The sequence below is a fragment of the Paraburkholderia silvatlantica genome (genome assembly GCF_003096715.1).
GTDB lineage: Bacteria > Pseudomonadota > Gammaproteobacteria > Burkholderiales > Burkholderiaceae > Paraburkholderia > Paraburkholderia silvatlantica.
On record NZ_QEOL01000028.1, the window covers coordinates 81491 to 98488 of the forward strand.

General features: G+C 61.1%; 15 protein-coding genes and 1 tRNA gene. 8 read left to right on the forward strand and 8 right to left on the reverse strand.

Annotated elements, in window-relative coordinates; all coding sequences use genetic code 11:
* Positions 1-67: 67 nt before the first annotated feature.
* The 3 genes from C7411_RS37160 to C7411_RS30180 are packed head-to-tail and all read left to right on the forward strand — an operon-like array spanning position 68 to position 3199.
* Positions 68-442 (forward strand): hypothetical protein, encoded by a 375-nt coding sequence (locus C7411_RS37160; RefSeq protein ID WP_133253723.1) that lies wholly within the window; start codon positions 68-70, stop codon positions 440-442.
* 1 nt (position 443) lies between these two features.
* Positions 444-668, forward strand: a complete 225-nt coding sequence (locus tag C7411_RS30175; RefSeq protein ID WP_110387635.1) for a hypothetical protein — start codon at positions 444-446, stop codon at positions 666-668.
* A gap of 17 nt (positions 669-685) precedes the next feature.
* Positions 686-3199 carry a DotA/TraY family protein gene (locus C7411_RS30180; protein WP_110387636.1) on the forward strand — a complete coding sequence of 838 codons (2514 nt, stop codon included), beginning with the start codon at positions 686-688 and terminating at the stop codon, positions 3197-3199.
* Between the two features lie 25 nt (positions 3200-3224).
* Here C7411_RS30180 and C7411_RS30185 read toward each other — a convergent pair whose 3' ends face one another.
* Complete coding sequence (locus C7411_RS30185) at positions 3225-3761, reverse strand: helix-turn-helix domain-containing protein (RefSeq protein ID WP_110387637.1); 537 nt, start codon at positions 3759-3761, stop codon at positions 3225-3227.
* Positions 3762-3811: 50 nt separating this feature from the next.
* Positions 3812-3895: transfer RNA gene (locus C7411_RS30190), tRNA-Leu, on the reverse strand.
* Positions 3896-4499: 604 nt separating this feature from the next.
* Here C7411_RS30190 and C7411_RS30195 point away from each other — a divergent pair.
* A complete protein-coding gene (locus C7411_RS30195; RefSeq protein ID WP_110387672.1) occupies positions 4500-5342 on the forward strand; it encodes a squalene/phytoene synthase family protein in 843 nt (280 codons plus the stop codon).
* Between the two features lie 30 nt (positions 5343-5372).
* Here the strand turns inward: C7411_RS30195 and C7411_RS30200 are convergent, their stop codons facing one another.
* The 3 genes from C7411_RS30200 to C7411_RS30210 form a co-directional block, all read right to left on the reverse strand.
* Positions 5373-6611 carry a DUF1501 domain-containing protein gene (locus C7411_RS30200; RefSeq protein WP_110387638.1) on the reverse strand — a complete coding sequence of 413 codons (1239 nt, stop codon included), beginning with the start codon at positions 6609-6611 and terminating at the stop codon, positions 5373-5375.
* A gap of 68 nt (positions 6612-6679) precedes the next feature.
* Positions 6680-7129, reverse strand: a complete 450-nt coding sequence (locus C7411_RS30205) for a DUF1800 family protein (RefSeq protein ID WP_221206715.1) — start codon at positions 7127-7129, stop codon at positions 6680-6682.
* 151 nt (positions 7130-7280) lie between these two features.
* Positions 7281-7595 (reverse strand): hypothetical protein, encoded by a 315-nt coding sequence (locus C7411_RS30210; protein ID WP_110387640.1) that lies wholly within the window; start codon positions 7593-7595, stop codon positions 7281-7283.
* 251 nt (positions 7596-7846) lie between these two features.
* On the opposite strand from C7411_RS30210, the gene ompR reads away from it, so the two are divergent.
* The 3 genes from ompR to C7411_RS30225 all read left to right on the forward strand — a co-directional run bounded on the left by ompR (position 7847) and on the right by C7411_RS30225 (position 10690).
* Positions 7847-8581 carry an osmolarity response regulator transcription factor OmpR gene (gene ompR / locus C7411_RS30215; RefSeq protein ID WP_027814652.1) on the forward strand — a complete coding sequence of 245 codons (735 nt, stop codon included), beginning with the start codon at positions 7847-7849 and terminating at the stop codon, positions 8579-8581.
* 53 nt (positions 8582-8634) lie between these two features.
* On the forward strand, positions 8635-9984 hold the full coding sequence (locus C7411_RS30220) for an ATP-binding protein (RefSeq protein WP_110387641.1): 1350 nt from the start codon (positions 8635-8637) through the stop codon (positions 9982-9984).
* A 157-nt stretch (positions 9985-10141) separates the two neighbouring features.
* Positions 10142-10690, forward strand: a complete 549-nt coding sequence (locus C7411_RS30225) for a peroxiredoxin (RefSeq protein ID WP_069268103.1) — start codon at positions 10142-10144, stop codon at positions 10688-10690.
* 14 nt (positions 10691-10704) lie between these two features.
* Here the strand turns inward: C7411_RS30225 and C7411_RS30230 are convergent, their stop codons facing one another.
* The 3 genes from C7411_RS30230 to ispD all read right to left on the reverse strand — a co-directional run bounded on the left by C7411_RS30230 (position 10705) and on the right by ispD (position 13186).
* Positions 10705-11850 (reverse strand): acyltransferase family protein, encoded by a 1146-nt coding sequence (locus C7411_RS30230; protein WP_110387642.1) that lies wholly within the window; start codon positions 11848-11850, stop codon positions 10705-10707.
* 102 nt (positions 11851-11952) lie between these two features.
* On the reverse strand, positions 11953-12432 hold the full coding sequence (ispF, locus tag C7411_RS30235; protein WP_110387643.1) for a 2-C-methyl-D-erythritol 2,4-cyclodiphosphate synthase: 480 nt from the start codon (positions 12430-12432) through the stop codon (positions 11953-11955).
* Between the two features lie 34 nt (positions 12433-12466).
* Positions 12467-13186: a 2-C-methyl-D-erythritol 4-phosphate cytidylyltransferase gene (ispD, locus tag C7411_RS30240; RefSeq protein ID WP_110387644.1), complete on the reverse strand. Its 720-nt coding sequence runs from the start codon at positions 13184-13186 to the stop codon at positions 12467-12469.
* A 237-nt stretch (positions 13187-13423) separates the two neighbouring features.
* On the opposite strand from ispD, the gene mfd reads away from it, so the two are divergent.
* Positions 13424-16903 (forward strand): transcription-repair coupling factor, encoded by a 3480-nt coding sequence (gene mfd / locus C7411_RS30245; protein WP_110387645.1) that lies wholly within the window; start codon positions 13424-13426, stop codon positions 16901-16903.
* The last annotated feature ends 95 nt before the right edge of the window (positions 16904-16998 follow it).

Genomic DNA, 16998 nt, shown 5'->3' on the forward strand with positions numbered 1-16998 from the left:
TCAAGCTACGTGCGCAAATACATCGAAGCGACAATCAAATCCAATAAAAACAATAAAGGAGAATAAAATGCGCGTTCCAACATTCGAGGAATTTTTTTACTATGCATCATCGGTCTGTAACGAGCGTGAGTCCTGCCCTGGTTTATGTGTAAATACAGACACGGACGAACAAACGTCGTTCAACGGCTTTAGATACAGATTGAATGACATGGACATAGTTATCAGCTACCTATCCGACCACATGCGCATCAGCATTGAGTCAGAGCACAAGGAAATAAATATCATCCAAGGTTATGAAATGGAATTGATGCCGCAAGATGTAGCGCCTCAGCATCCAATTTTGCCGTCACTTTATCTCGCTATAGAGTTATTTCTTTTAAGAGGAAAGCTCAATCACGACTTGAAGAAAAAGACTACAGTTTCAAAAAAAGGAAAGATATAATATGGACAAGGAACCAAACTTTTTCGATAAATACTACACCATTCCGCTTATGAACTTCTTCAAACAAGCTTTTTTGTATGGCGTTTTCTTTATCTTCGTCATCATCGCACTTTTGTTTTTTGTAAATGGCTATTTTGCTATCGAGAGTCTTTTCAAGAACTCGCATACAGGTATCGCCACCTACATTTTTCAACGCTGGACGGACATTGGAAACTCATTAAGATGAAATAATATGGAGACTCTATGATAAGAACAATAACAAAGATAGCTTTACTTTTACTACTCTCTCAATCTGCCCTCGCGGCAAATCTGTTTGACCCATCAAGCGGCGATATTTCGCTAAAGGTTCTCGGTGCAATCTTTGGCGGGTTACTCGATAGCGGCGGTCAAAACCCTTTACTTGCTGGCATCAAAATCTTTAACGGCGGCGTCTTAATCATAGGCGGCGTTCTTGCTGCCTATACTATTTTTGCGGGTGTGCTTGGGACGGCAAACGATGGGTATTTAATGGGAAAGAAATTTTCTTCTCTTTGGATACCCATTCGCTATTCAGTAGGAACCGCTTTGGTGCTTCCAGTTATTGGTGGGGGTTATTGTGTGATGCAAGCCATCGTAATGTGGTTCGTTGTGCAAGGTATTGGTTTGGCTGACGGTGTATGGTCATCGTTTGCGAGCGCAAGCAATCTCATCACAAATAAAGATACTTCTATCGCCATGACGGGCGATAAAGGAAGTCTCACACTTGCTGAAGATGCTTACACAGCGGCATCATGTGTCTATTCCGCACAGAAAGCAATTACAGAAGCACCCGCAATTTTGAAGTGGGCTCTTAGCTATAATTACGCACGAAGTCAAGACGGCGATGTTATCCGCTTTGGCGACACAAAAGCTCTATTGAACAAGTCAAAATGTGGAAGTATCACACTTCCCGCAATGCCTACGGCAACCGTCGAAACTGGTGGTAAATCTTCGAATGCTGGCTATTTTGGCGATGTGTCTGGAATGTTTACGCCCGTCGATGTTTCGCCCATTGTGATGGCTCATCGCACGCAAACAATGCTTCTCATCTCAAAAGCAGAAGCAGCCGCGAAGAAAGCAATTGATGCAGGCGATAACTTAGATAGCCCCGCTATTTACAAAGAGCTTGAACAAGCGGCAGAGAACTACAATACGAACGTCGATAGCGTCGCACAATCATTCATCAATAGTCAGCAAGCAAACGACAAACTAAGTCAATACGGATGGCTCACGGCAGGTCTAACACCCGTCGCGAACATCAATACAAATAACGCAATCACGCAAGCCATCAAAGGCGTTTCTCAGTCAAGCGCGAGCATTGATAGCGGAGGCGTTGATAGCTGGTTTGTCGATGCACAGAAATATTTAAAGAATGCACGAACCGTTTTGCAGCAATCAAAAAATCCAGCAGTCTCAAACACCGTTATCACCTCCGACGAGAAAGGCGTAAAAGTCGAAACAGCAAACTCGCTATCTGGAAAGATTGGTGCAGCGATTGGAGAAGCTTTTACAAGCGTTAATCTCTACAAACTCAAAGACGATAGCCGCCATCCCATTATTATCGTTCAGGATATGGGAAATCGCTTGATTACGGCTAACTCTATCGTCATGGCAACAGGCGCAGGCATTGGCTTAGTTGCTGGAGCAGCGAGTTTGATTGCGGGCAATGGTGTAGTAGCGTCAATGAACTGGATAAGCGCGTTCATGTTGCTACCCTTCAATTTCGTATGGGTTTTGGGTTTCGTTGCCTTATTCGTTATCCCTTTCCGCCCAATCATGACATGGCTTGGGGTTCTCATTGGATGGACGTTATTAGTAATTGAGGCAATCATAGCCGCCCCGCTTTGGGCAATTATGCACCTACACCCACAGGGCGACGACCTAACAGGCAAAGGCGGAAATGGCTATTCGCTGATGCTTTCTTTATTGTTGCGTCCTGTTCTCGCAACGTTTGGCGTAATGTCTTTTATGATTATCTCTGGCGTCTTTGGAGAGCTACTAAACAAGATATTCTTTCAAGTGTTCGCTTCAACCGGCGCAATCCAAGGTTTTGGAGCTTTCATTGTTGTTCTCTTCGGCTTATCCATGTATTTCGCAGCCGTGTTTGTTTTGATTAATACAACGGCTTCAATCATTCACAAGCTACCCGACCAATTACTTAAATGGGTTGGCGGTGGTCAGGGCGGTTTAGGTGAGTTCGCTGGCGAGTTTGCAAGCAAAGGTGAAACCGCAGGAAACGTTGCAGCAGGAACAGCCGCAGGGGCAGCACACGGCGCGAAGAAAGGTCTTGAGGGATTGAATAATATTGCTCAAAAGCTTGGAAGCAACGAGCGCGGCATCAATTCTGATGGCAATAAAAACGCATTCAACGCTCACGGCGCGCGTGCAGGGTCAGCCGAAAGCCCCGAAAGTTTTGCATCACAGAGAGCAGCCCAAGCACAATCTGTTCAAGAGCAAAATAGAGAAGTAGCGGACAAAACTTCTGAGCTTTCTGAACCTTTGCAAGACTTTGCAAACAAGGTCAATCAAAGACAAGAAGATGAAGATGGGCGACCATTCTACAACCTCTCAAACGCCTCTAAGGCTATGCCAACGATAGAAAGAGCGGTCAATGATATTGGCAGCGCCAAAGCCTCAGAGATTGCTAAAGATGTTCTTTCGAAAGGAAACAAGCGCTCAAGCACCGACATGAAAGATTTCACTAATCAAGTGCAAGCGTTTAAAGATAGCCTAAAATAAAAAAAGCCCCGTGATGGGGCTTTTATCATACCTTTCTGCGCCAGCCGCTTATCGTTTTAACGTTAAGCCCAACATCGAGAAATGCTCTCTCAAGTTTTACTTTGACTTGATTTGCCAAATCTCGCACTTCGTTATAGTTTGGTTTCGCATCTTCCGTCTTATCACTCTCACCCTCAATCTCATCTACGCCATCGAAGAACGAACTCAAAGCCGTTCGCGCTTCTTCTTTAATGATAGCGATAGATAGCGCAGACTGAAAAGCAAGCGTGATTTTTGCGAGACCAGCGCCGCGAGGACGCCCACGTTTTTTCTGAACTATAACGGCATCCTTTAGTGCATCTTTCTTTGCTGGCGCTATTTGCTTGTCAAGATAGTTCGCAATCTCAACAATAGACACAAGTATCTTATCAGTTGTATCTATGAGCCGAAAAGGCAATTTCTTAGCGGAAGATAAGTTATAGATGTGCTTCTTGCTGACATGCAAGAGACTGGCAATGTCATCAACATCAAGCAAGATTTTGCTTGGAAACATTGCCGTCAGGATGGGAAGATGAGCGGACATAGCTGGCTTATTAGTGCATTGCCGCTATGCTACCTCGATGCGTGAGGGTCTGGTGCGAGAGAGGGGACTTGAACCCCTACGCCTTTCGGCACTGGCTTCTAAGACCAGCGTGTCTACCATTCCACCACTCTCGCGCAATCGAACATCTTAGCACGAGCAGAGCCGCGCTTTGTCCCTCAAAGTCCGGTGCATCCTGCCCCAACCGTTCCCAAACTCGCCCCAAACTGCACGCGTGAAACTGCAGGAAACAGGATGAACCACCATGAACCTGAGGGCCTACAACCGCGAGCCTTAAGCGCCTGATTTTTAAGCACTTTCCGGCAAAATCCTTGCTGCATCTGGCTTGGCGGCAACGTGGCAAAAACGCCACGATTTGGAACCTAAACCTGGTGCGTCTACCAATTTCGCCACTCACGCGAATTCTTTGCGCTTCGCTTCTTGCGCCCGGCAGGACCGCTCGCCCGTCTGCAGCGACGATTCATTATGTGCCGGCTGCGCGCTTCGAGCTAAGCCTCAAAAAGCGCAAGCGCGAGATTCTAACCGATTGGCTGGCGCTTGTCTGCATCCTGAAAACAGTGCGCGACGGGGCATGGCGGCGCATCAGCCCGTGCATGACCGGCGGCCCGACCCGCCCTGCCGGACCGGCCGAAAGCCGCGCCGATGCTAGAATCGCGGCTCTACCGTCGCGGCGCGCTCTGGCCGCCGCGCGAGCCGCTTCGCCCCACATCTCCGAACGCCGTGAACTTCGACGACTACTGCCTGCAAAAGGCGGCTCCCCCCGGTTCGAGCACCTACTATGCGCTGCGTCAGGCATACGCTGCACACCAGCCCCTCCTGACCGCCCTCTTCGCGCTGCGCCGCGAACTCGAGGAAACCGCGAAGGAAACAAGCGATCCCACCGTCGGCCGCACGAAGCTCGCCTGGTGGCAAAAAGAACTGGCCGCGCTCGCCGCGGGCAAACCCGCGCATCCTGTCACGCAGGCGCTCGCCGCGCATCTCGGCGACGCAAGCGCCGTCTATCCCGATCTGCAGGCACTGCTCGCCGGCTTCGAGATGGACTTCGAGCAGGCGCGATATCTCGATCTGCCGAATCTGCGCCGCTATATGCAGTGTGTAGGCGGCACGTTCGCCTCGCTGGTCGCGCAACTCAGCGCGCGCACCGATGCCGGCCGACAGGACGCCGCACGCTGGGCCGCGCCGCTTGGCAACGCGTTGATGCTCGCGCAGTTTGTGCCGGAAATCGGCAACGACGCGCGCCATGGCCGCATCTACGTGCCCATCGACGAACTGCAGCGCTACAACGTCACCGCCGCCGATCTCATCAACCGGCGCTACAGCGCGGAGTTCACCGAGCTGATGCAGTTCCAGACCTCGCGCGCGCGCGAATCGGTCCAGGCCGCCCTCGACGCGATTCCCGCTTCGGCGCGGCGCGACCAGCGCACCTTGCGTGCGCTCGCGGCGCTCGAACTCGCGCTGCTCGACGAAGTCGAGCGCGAAGGGTACCAGGTGCTGCATCAGCAGATCGTGCTTACGCCGGTGCGCAAGCTGTGGATCGCCTGGCGCGCCGCGCGGCGTAGTTGAATTGAAGTGCGCGTGAAATGCGCGCCCGCGCTACGCGCGCAGCAACGGCAGCGGCTCGAAGCGCTGCTGCAGCACGGACTGCGCGTCGAGGCCCCACCAGGGGCCTAGCACGGTCGCATAGATCTGCCTGAAATCGACGCCCACCGGCAGATTGCCGTTGCCGTCGAGCCGCGTGAGTTGCGGTGCCTGGCCATAGAGCCCGCCCGCCACCCGCCCGCCCGCCACGAAGTGCGCCGAAGCCGTACCGTGATCGGTGCCGCGGCTTTGATTCTCTCGCACGCGCCGCCCGAATTCCGCATACGTCACGATGAGCGTGCGGTCCCAGCGCCCGAGTTCCACGAGCGCCGAGCGCATCGCCGCCACGCCCATGGCGAACTGGCGCAGCAAGTCGGCGTGACGCTGCGGCTGGTTCTGGTGCGTGTCGAAGCCGTTCAGCGTCAGACGAATCACCGCGACGCCGCGCCCCGCCACCGGCGCGCCCTGCGAAGTGCCGCTCGAGGCAAGCGCCTGCATGGCCGTTTTGATCGAGGCGCCGAACGCGCCTGCCGCAAACGCGGTCTTCAGCGCGTAGCCGCCCGGACGCGGCCGCAGCGCATCGGCGGCGGCGCGCACGATGTCGTTGTCGACATCGCGGATATGCGCGAGCGCGGGCTGATGTTCCTTGAGCGAGACCGGCATGACGAGGCGCGACGCGCGCGCGAACTGCGCCGGGTTCACGAGCGCGATGGCGCGCGCGCCGTTCGCGAGCGGCCCCATCTCGGCGCTGCCGAGTACAAGCGCATCGGCAACGAATCCGGGCGGCACTGGCTCGCGTGCGAACGCGCGCGTGAGCCAGCCCTCGCGCAGATATTCGTTGGAGCGCGAAGCCGTGTCCCAGATCTCGATCGATCGAAAGTGCGAAAGATTCGGCTGCGCGTAGCTCACGCCCTGCACGATCGCAAGCTCCTGCGCGCGCCACATCGGCATGAGCGGCGCGAGCGCCGGGTGGAGCGCCGTGCGCTCGTCCAGTTGTATCGCCTGTGCGCGCGGCACGCCGATCGTTTGCCGGTGGCGGTAGTAGAGCGGATCGGCAAACGGCACGACGGTGTTCAGGCCGTCGTTGCCGCCCTTTAGCTCGACGAGAATGAGCAGGTTCTCGTAGCCGCTCGCCGTGCCCGGGTGCAGGGGCGCCGTGCCTTGCGCGTGCGCAGCGCGCGGAACCCATAGTGCAGAACCCGCCACCGCGGCGGCGGCCGTCGCACCGGCTGCAAGAAAGTCGCGTCGCTTCATGGCTTGCCTCGCTCGTCAGGGCGGCGGCGCACCTTGCCGCCAGGGATTCGGCCATTCTTGTTGATGCGTCACTTCGACTGATACACCGGATCCATCAGCAGTGCCTGGAGATATGGACCGCACGCCTTCACGTTCGGCGGATAGAACAGGGGCTCGCCCAATGCGGCCGGGCGGCGCGCGAACGGCAGCGTGTCGCCATACGCCACGTCGAAGCGCCGCATCGCGCCGACGATGAACTCCACCGGCGAACTCACAGGCACGCTCCGATTGCGTTCATCCCGGAACGCGGGAGTGACGAAGAGCGCAGCGCCGACTTCATAACCGCTTGCGCGAAAACGATCGGCAACGCTTGCGAGCTGCACGTCGTCGGGCGTCGCGCAAATGCACTCGCGCCAAAGCCTCGCCGTCGCCGCCCCATACCGGGCAGTTTGCGGCTGCGCGAGCAGGATGTCGAGCACCTGATCGCCGTCGAACGGACCGCTGTGTCGGCTGCGGCGAAACGAATGTTGACCGTGCAATTGCTGCGGTATTTTTCAGCGCGTTTCGGCGGGGCGAGTGCACGAATGCACGCTTGAATGCCGATAAAACAATGAAAGGCGTGAGAAAGGCGTGCGCGAGTTGCGAAGAGAAAATCGCGGCACAGCGGCATTGACGCGCGTTGCAGCGGTATTAGCGCTTGTACAGTTCGCGCACGGCGTCTTCGATATGCTGGCGCAGGAGGCGCCGCTCGTCGGGCGTCATATGGCCGTCGCGGCGACGCTGATCGAGATCGGGGGGAACCGCGGGACGCTGGTTGATGTCGGATGCGGGGCGCGGGATCGTGTCGCTGCGTATGCGCCGCATCGAGGGCTTGCCGCCGGGAGGGCGGGCGGCGGACTGCGAGTTCTCGTAGCGGTCTGCAGAGGGCTGGGCCCGGGCCGGCACCGACTCAATTGCAGCCGCCACGCCACCGGCTAGCGCCAGTGCAAGCATGGTGTGGCGCATTGTCGGCCTAACCCCTCCCATCGTTTTGTTCCCTTCTTGACGCGGCAAACGGCTACCTCGAATACATGTACGAACCCGGCTCGGCGCGGGCATGGATTTTAAAGTCGAATGAAGTATCTACCGAACTGCCGCTTTACGTAAAGAAGTCTATCTGCCGGTGCTTGCCGTCGTGGCACAGCACGGGTAAATTTTGTAACTGACTGTAACCTGATAATTGGTGCAAACTCGCATCAGTATCCAATCGCGCTAAGATGCCAGGCATGGAAACCAAAAACCCGTCCAAAATTCTCGTTGTCGATGACGATCCCCGGCTGCGGGATCTGCTGCGCCGCTACCTCGGCGAGCAAGGCTTCAATGTCTATGTCGCCGAAAACGCCCCCGCCATGAACAAGCTATGGGTGCGCGAGCGTTTCGACCTGCTGGTGCTCGACCTCATGCTGCCGGGCGAAGACGGCCTGTCGATCTGCCGGCGTCTGCGCGGCAGCAACGACCGCACGCCCATCATCATGCTCACCGCCAAGGGCGAGGACGTGGATCGCATCGTCGGCCTCGAAATGGGTGCCGACGACTATTTGCCCAAGCCCTTCAACCCGCGCGAACTCGTCGCGCGCATTCACGCGGTGCTGCGCCGCCAGGCGCCGTCCGAACTGCCGGGCGCGCCCTCGGAAACCACCGAAGTGTTCGAGTTCGGGGAATTCGCGCTGAATCTCGCCACGCGTACGCTCACCAAGGCGGGCCAGGAAATCCCGCTCACCACCGGCGAATTCTCGGTACTCAAGGTGTTCGCGCGTCATCCGCGCCAACCGCTCTCGCGCGAAAAGCTCATGGAGCTGGCGCGCGGCCGTGAATACGAAGTGTTCGACCGCAGCCTCGACGTACAGATCTCGCGCCTGCGCAAGCTCATCGAACCCGATCCGGGCAGCCCGCGTTTCATTCAAACGGTTTGGGGCCTCGGCTACGTGTTCATTCCCGACGGCGCCGCCTGATCCTGGATGGAGTCTCGTTGTCTGCACTGCCTCTGTTGAAACGGGAAGGGCCCATGCGGATTGACCGGCGTTTGCTCACGCTCGCGTTCGGCGATCTGTTCTGGCGCACCTTCCTGCTGATCGCCCTTCTCATCGCAGTGAGTCTCGCCGCGTGGTTCCAGAGCTTTCGCGTGATCGAGCGGGAGCCGCGCGCGCAGCGCGTGGCGCTCCAGCTCGTCGCGATCGTGAAACTCACGCGCACGGCGCTCCTCTACTCCGATCCCGATCTGCGCCGCGCGCTGCTGCAGGATCTCGAGAGCAACGAGGGCGTGCGCGTGTATCCGCGCGAAACCACCGACAAATACAAGCTCCAGCCCGACGAGTCGCTCAATCGCCTGATCGAGCATGACATTCGCGGGCGTCTTGGCGACGACACCGTGATCGCGCAGTCCGTGAACGACATTCCGGGCGTGTGGATCAGCTTCAAGATCGACGACGACGACTACTGGGTCGCGCTCGACCGCGACCAGCTCGACAATGTGACGGGCTTGCAGTGGGTCGGATGGGGCATCTCGGCGCTTGCGCTGTCGCTCTTCGGGGCGGCCTTCATCACAAGTCTCGTGAACCGGCCATTCGCGCGCCTCGCCATGTCGGCGCGCATGCTGGGCTCGGGGCAGCCGCCCGCTCCCTTGCCTGAGAGCGGCATGGGCGTCGCGGCCGAAACGAATCGCTCGTTCAACCAGATGGTGCGCGATCTCGAGCAGCTGGAGGCCGACCGCGCGTTGATGCTCGCGGGCATCTCGCACGATTTGCGCACGCCGCTCGCGCGACTGCGGCTCGAGACGGAGATGAGTCCGTCCGACCAGGCCACCAAGGACGCGATGATCGACGACATCGAGCAGATGGACATGATCATCGGCCGCTTCCTCGATTACGCCCGGCCTGCCCAGCGCATGCCCGAGCGCGTCGACCTCTCGGTCATTGCCGGCGAAATGGCCGCGCGCATGGCGAGCGAAGACGGCGTGCGTCTCATCACGCGGCTTGCGCCCTCGGCCATGATCGAAGCCGACGACACCGACATGCGCCGCGTCGTGGGCAATCTGATCGAGAACGCCCGCAAATACGGCGCGAGCGAAACCGACGGCATTCCGCACATCATGCTCGAAACGCGCGTCTCGCATTCGCGTGTCGAGCTTTCCGTGGTCGACGAAGGCCCCGGCATTCCCGAGGATCAGCTCCCGCTCGTCACGCGGCCGTTTTACCGCGTCGATACGGCCCGCACGCAGGCGAATGGCACGGGACTCGGCATGGCCATCGTGCAGCGCCTCGTGGGCCGCTATCGCGGTGCGCTGCGCCTGCGCAACCGGCTGCCAGGCCCCGGCCTCGAAGTGACGATCGAGTTCCCGCTCGCCAAGGGCGTCTGAGCCCCTTGCCCTCCTGAGCGAGACCCGGCGGCGCACCCTCGCACCACGCGCCGCCCGCACCTGCGACAATTATTTTCATCGGCACGCCGCGTTGCGCATCCCGCACGCGGCGGCAAAGCGGGCCGCCCGGCCCGTCTCTCGTCTGAGGACCACCGCCATGAAAACCGTCGGCGACAAACTCGAAGCCTTTACCGTCACGGCCGCCAAGCCCGGCTTCAACCATCCCGAAGAAAACGGCGAATCGGCGTTCACCGAGATCACCGAGCAGACCTTCGCCAACAAGTGGAAGGTCATCTATTTCTACCCCAAGGATTTCACGCTCGTTTGCCCCACCGAGATCGTCGCGTTCGCACGGCTCATCAAGGAATTCGATGACCGCGAAACGGTCGTGATGGGCGGCAGTTGCGACAACGAATATGTGAAGCTCGCGTGGCGACGCGAGGACAAGACACTCGATCGCCTCAATCACTATTCGTTCGGCGACGTGAAGGGCGAACTCATCGATCAGCTCGGCATACGCGACAAGGAAGCGGGTGTGGCGCTGCGCGCGACGTTCATCGTCGATCCCGACAATACGATCCAGCATGTCACGGTGAACAACCTGAACGTCGGGCGCAGCGCCGAAGAAGTGCTGCGCGTGCTCGATGGGCTGCAGACCGGCGAGCTGTGTCCGGACGGCCGCGAAGTCGGCGGCGGCACACTCTAGGCCGCGCTTGCGCATCACGTCCGGCTCGCAGCGGCGCGGGTGGGCAGGCGGTTGCGTATCGCCGTTTCGAGCGGCCGCTTCCACTCGAGCACGCGCTTTTCCAGCATCTGCCACGACAGATGCGCGAGCAGCACGGCCAGCGAGAATTGGAGCACGAGCGCGAGGACCGGCTGCGCCGCATCGGGCACATGGAACCTCGCATAGAGCCCCGGCGCCACGCCAAGACGCGCCGGCACGATGTTGTGAAACAGATAGAAGCCGTAGCTGATCGTGCCGAGCCAGGCCAGCGGCCGCACTTCCAGCACTGCGACGAGTACGCTGTCCTGACGACGCACGAGCCACAGGAACAGCGCGCCAAGCGAGAGCGCGAGCCCGATGTCGAAGCAGCCCGGCAGCATCGCCGCGCTCGGCACGCCTGCGGCACAGTCAGCACAATCGGCGCGCGCCAGCGCGAAACCGGCGATCGCCGCACACGCTCCGACGAACCACGCCGCGCTCAACGCCCCCGGACGCAACGGCACGCGCGCACCGCCCATCGCCAGTGCGCCGCCGAGCGCGAGGATGGCGAAATTCCACGGCGAGAATGCATAGATGAGCGGCGCGATCGCCCCTTCCCGGTAAAGCGCGAGATGCGCGAACGCGGCCGCCGCGATGACCACCGCGCAGAGCGCGAGATGGCGCGACGCGCGCACGAACAGCAGCGCGAATGGCGCGACGAGATAGAACTGCTGCTCGACCGCGAGACTCCAGAAATGCGACACGGTGCCGGGCCAACCGTCGTGCACCGCGCCGATCCAGTAATTGGAGAGGAATACGAAATGCCAGACGAGCCCGAGATCGACATCGCGCTGATAGAAGCTCGCATGCGCGACGGTGAGCGCAACGAGCAGCAGGTAATACACGGGAAAAATGCGCAGCGTGCGCTTCATGAAAAAGACGTACAGCAGCGCGGCCGTGCGTGCGCCGTGCTGCTCGATGCGGACCCGATTGCGATGCAGTTCACCGATGATCAGGTAGCCGCTGATCAGAAAGAACAGCCAGACGCCGATCTTGCCCGCATCGATCGCGTCGACATGCGCCTTGTGCGAGAGGAATACGAGCACCACTGCCAGCGCCCGCAGGCCGTCGAGGCCTTTCACGCGTCTTTCCACTCCCGCCATCGTCCTCCCCACTTCCGGTTACCGGTTCAGTATGGGACGAAAAAAATGGAAATTAATCGGCAAGAAAAGCCACGGTGATGATTGCGGCTGCCATCATCGCCGTCAGGTGCGCAGCAGCAGTACCGCGGCCTGCGCTTCGATCCCTTCGCTGCGGCCAAGATAGCCGAGCTTTTCATTCGTCTTCGCCTTCACGTTGACGCGCTCGACCGGCAGGTTCAGGTCTTCGGCGATCGTCTTGCGCATCGATTCGATGTGCGGCGCGAGCTTGGGCGCCTGCGCGATCACCGTGGTATCGACGTTCATGAGCGTGAAGCCCGCCTCCTGCACGCGGCGCAGGCATTCGCGCAGCAGCACGCGGCTGTTCGCGCCGTAAAACTGCTTGTCGGTGTCGGGGAAATGGCGGCCGATGTCGCCGAGCGCGGCGGCGCCGAACAGCGCGTCGGTGATGGCGTGCAGCAGCACGTCGGCGTCCGAGTGGCCGAGCAGGCCGCGATCGTAGGGGATCGTCACGCCGCCGAGCACGAGCGGGCGGCCGGGCACCAGCGCGTGCACGTCGTAGCCTTGTCCGATTCTGATGTCCATGTTTGGGGTTCCGGGTAAAGGGATTGCGGCGCGCTCACTCTGCGGGCCGGCTGAGGATCGCTTCGGCGAGCGCGAAATCTTCGGGGTACGTCACCTTGAAGTTGCGCAGGCTCCCCTGCACGAGTCGCGGCGCGTGGCCGAGCCATTCGATCGCACTCGCTTCGTCCGTGAGATCGTGGCCGTCTTGCTGCGCGCGCTCGATGGCCGTGCGCAGCATGCCGATGCGGAACATCTGCGGGGTCTGGGCCTGCCAGAGGCCGTCGCGCGATTCGGTGCGCGCGATATGCGCGCCGGGCGCCGCGGGATCCTTCGGCGCGACGCGCTTGAGCGTGTCGGCCACCGGCAGCGCCATGATGCCGCCCACGGGGTCGTCCCTGAGCGACTCCACGAGCGCGCGGATCAGCGCGGGCGTGATGCCGGGGCGCGCGGCGTCGTGCACGAGCACCCAGTCGTCGTCGGTTGCGCCGAATTCGGCGAGCGCGGCTAGGCCGTTGTAAACCGAAGCCTGGCGCGAAGCGCCGCCGCAGCGGCGCACGGCAAAGCGCAAGCCGCCGAAGCGCCGGGCGTCGAAGTGGTTGTCGTCGGGAGCAATCACCACGAGTGTCTGCGAGAATTCGTTGCAGGCGTCGAAAGCGGCAAGCGTATAGTGCAGGAGGTCGCGTCCGGCAACGATTCGATATTGTTTCGGCATGGCCGAGCCCGAACGGCTGCCGGTGCCGGCGCACGGAATCAGGGCAAAGAGGCGTGGAGTCACGGTGTCGCGAGCCGCATGAGTCAAAGTAAAGGACGGATTTTATAATACGTCCCTGAGCCGCACGCCGGACGCCCGCAAAACGGCCATGGAATGCCCGCGCAACGTAAGGAAAAGCGCGCCAAATTCGCTTGAAAACCGCAAACCGGCCCTCATATTCCGGCGTTGCACCGTGCCCGAACTGAACTGGCCACCATACCGACACCCGCGCCGACAACATTGTCGGCCACCCTGTTGCCCATGTCCGATATCGCTGCTTCCTCGCAAACTCCGTCCCCCGTTGCCGTCGTCAAGCCGGGGCAGCGCTACGCGTTCGACGGCACGCACGGCTCGTCCGACGCGCTCCTGATCGCCCGCTACCGCGACGCCGCGCGCGCGCGCGCCGCCCATGCGCCGCTGCTGGCCGTGATCTGCGCGAGTGCCGTGGACGCCCAGCGCCTCGCCCAGGAGATTCCGTTCTTCGCGCCCGAGGCGCGCGTGCGTCTGCTGCCCGACTGGGAAACGCTGCCGTACGACACGTTCTCGCCGCACCAGGACCTCGTTTCCGAGCGCCTCGCCACGCTGCACGATCTCGGCGAAGGCCGCTGCGACATTCTCATCGTGCCGGCCACCACGGCGCTCTATCGCATGCCGCCCGCCTCGTTCCTCGCGGCCTATACGTTCTCGTTCTCGCAGGGCGAGCGCCTCGACGAAGCGAAGCTCAAGTCGCAGCTCACGCTCGCGGGCTACGAGCACGTGAGCCAGGTGGTGCGCCCGGGCGAATACTGCGTGCGCGGCTCGCTCATCGACCTCTTTCCGATGGGCTCGCCGCTGCCCTACCGCATCGACCTCTTCGACGACCAGGTCGACTCGATCCGCGCGTTCGATCCGGACAGCCAGCGCAGCCTCTATCCCGTGAAGGATGTGCGCCTGCTGCCGGGCCGCGAGTTTCCGTTCGACGAAGCCGCGCGCACGGCGTTTCGCAGCCGCTGGCGCGAGGTGTTCGAGGGCGACCCGAGCCGCGCGACGATCTACAAGGACATGGGCAACGGCGTGCCGTCGGCCGGCATCGAATACTACCTGCCGCTCTTTTTCGAAGAGACGGCTACGCTCTTCCACTATCTGCCGGAAAACGCCCAGCTGGTGTTCTCGGGCGACCTCGACGCCGCGATCCGCCGCTTCACGAACGATACGAAGCAGCGCCACAGCTTCCTCTCGCACGACCGCGAGCGGCCGATCCTGGAGCCGCAGCGCCTGTTCCTGAGCGACGAGGACTTCTTCGCATTCGCGAAGCCCTTCGCGCGCCTCGTGCTGCCCGCCGCGAGCGCGGGCGGCTGGGCCACGGCGCTGCCGAACCTCGCGATCGACCGCCACGCCGACGACCCGCTCGCTTCGCTGCGCGCGTATCTCGACACGACGAAGAACCGCGTGCTGTTCGCGGTGGAATCGGCGGGCCGGCGCGAAACCATCGCGCAGCTGCTCGCCGACAACCATCTGCGCCCCGCGGGCGCGGACAGCTTCGAGGACTGGCTCACCGGCGACGAGCGTTTCGCGATGGGCGTAGCGCCCCTCTCCACCGGCTTCTCGCTGCCAGGCGAGGAACTCGCGATCATCACCGAGACCGAGCTTTACGGCCCGCTCGCGCGCCGCGCGGGGCGCCGCCGCCAGGAACAGGCGAGCAACGTCGATTCGATGGTGCGCGACCTCTCCGAACTCAAGGTGGGTGATCCGGTGGTGCATGCGCAGCACGGCATCGGCCGCTATCACGGCCTCGTGACGATGGACCTCGGCGAAGGCGACACCGAGTTCCTGCACCTCGAATACGCGAACGGCAGCAAGCTCTACGTGCCGGTGTCGCAGCTGCACGTGATTTCGCGCTACAGCGGCGCCGATCCCGATAGCGCGCCGCTGCACGCGCTCGGCTCGGGCCAGTGGGAAAAGGCGCGCCGCAAGGCTGCGCAGCAGATCCGCGACACGGCGGCCGAGCTCCTGAATCTCTACGCGCGCCGCGCCGCGCGCGAGGGCCATGCGTTCGCGCTCGAACCGCGCGACTACGTCAAGTTCGCGGAAAGTTTCGGCTTCGAGGAAACGCCCGACCAGGCCGCCGCGATCGCCGCCGTGATCGGCGACATGACGAGCGGCAAGCCGATGGACCGCCTCGTGTGCGGCGACGTGGGCTTCGGCAAGACCGAAGTGGCGTTGCGCGCGGCATTCATCGCCGTGATGGGCGGCAAGCAGGTGGCGATCCTCTCGCCCACCACGCTGCTCGCCGAGCAGCACACGCAGACCTTCACGGACCGCTTCGCCGACTGGCCCGTGCGCATCGCCGAGCTGTCGCGCTTCAAGTCCGCCAAGGAAGTGAGCGGCGCGATCCAGCAGATCAACGACGGCAGCGTCGATATCGTGATCGGCACACACAAGCTGCTTTCGTCCGATGTTCAGTTCAAGCGCCTCGGGCTCGTCATCATCGACGAGGAGCACCGTTTCGGCGTGCGCCAGAAGGAGGCGCTCAAGGCGCTGCGCGCGGAAGTGGACGTGCTCACGCTCACCGCCACGCCGATTCCGCGTACGCTCGGCATGGCGCTCGAAGGCCTGCGCGACTTCTCCGTAATCGCGACCGCGCCGCAAAAGCGCCTCGCCATCAAGACGTTCGTGCGCCGCGAGGAAGACAGCGTGATTCGCGAGGCCATGCTGCGCGAACTCAAGCGCGGCGGCCAGGTGTACTTCCTGCACAACGAGGTCGAGACCATCGAGAACCGCCGCGCGATGCTCGAAGCGCTCGTGCCGGAAGCGCGCATCGCCGTGGCGCACGGCCAGATGCACGAGCGCGAACTCGAAACCGTGATGCGCGATTTCGTGGCACAACGCGCGAACGTGCTGCTCTGTACGACGATCATCGAAACCGGCATCGACGTGCCGACCGCGAACACGATCCTCATTCACCGCTCCGACAAGTTCGGCCTCGCCCAGCTGCACCAGTTGCGCGGCCGCGTCGGGCGTTCGCACCACCAGGCGTACGCGTATCTGCTCGTGCACGATCCGCAAGGGCTCACGAAGCAGGCGCAGCGCCGGCTCGAAGCCATTCAGCAGATGGAGGAACTCGGTTCGGGCTTCTATCTGGCGATGCACGACCTCGAAATTCGCGGCACGGGCGAAGTGCTCGGCGACAAGCAGTCGGGCGAGATCCAGGAGATCGGCTTCCAGCTCTATACGGACATGCTCAACGACGCCGTGAAGGCGCTCAAGGACGGCCGCGAGCCCGATCTCAACGCGCCGCTCGCGGCGACCACCGAGATCAACCTGCACGCGCCCGCCATCCTGCCCGCCGATTATTGCGGCGACGTGCAGGAGCGCCTGTCGCTCTACAAGCGGCTCGCGAACTGCGAGCACGACGATTCGATCGACGGCATTCAGGAAGAGCTGATCGACCGCTTCGGCAAGATGCCGGCGCAGGCGCACGCGCTCATTGAAACGCACCGTCTGCGTCTGGCGGCCAAGCCGCTCGGCATCACGAAGATCGATGCGGGCGAAGCGGTCATCGGCCTGCAGTTCGTGCCGAATCCGCCCGTGGACGCCATGCGCATCATCGAGATGGTGCAGAAGCACAAGCACATCAAGCTCGCGGGCCAGGACAAGCTGCGCATCGAAACGCGCAGCCCCGATCTCGCGGTGCGCGTGGCGACCGTGAAGGAAACGTTGCGCGCGCTAGGTGCGCCCGGTCGCGCCGGCGCATCGCGCTGAACGCTTTTTTTCGCAGCATCGGACGCCCGCGCGGATTGCCCTGTGCGCGGGCGTTTTCACGTCATGCTGCAGCGCGTCATACCCATCGCGATCGC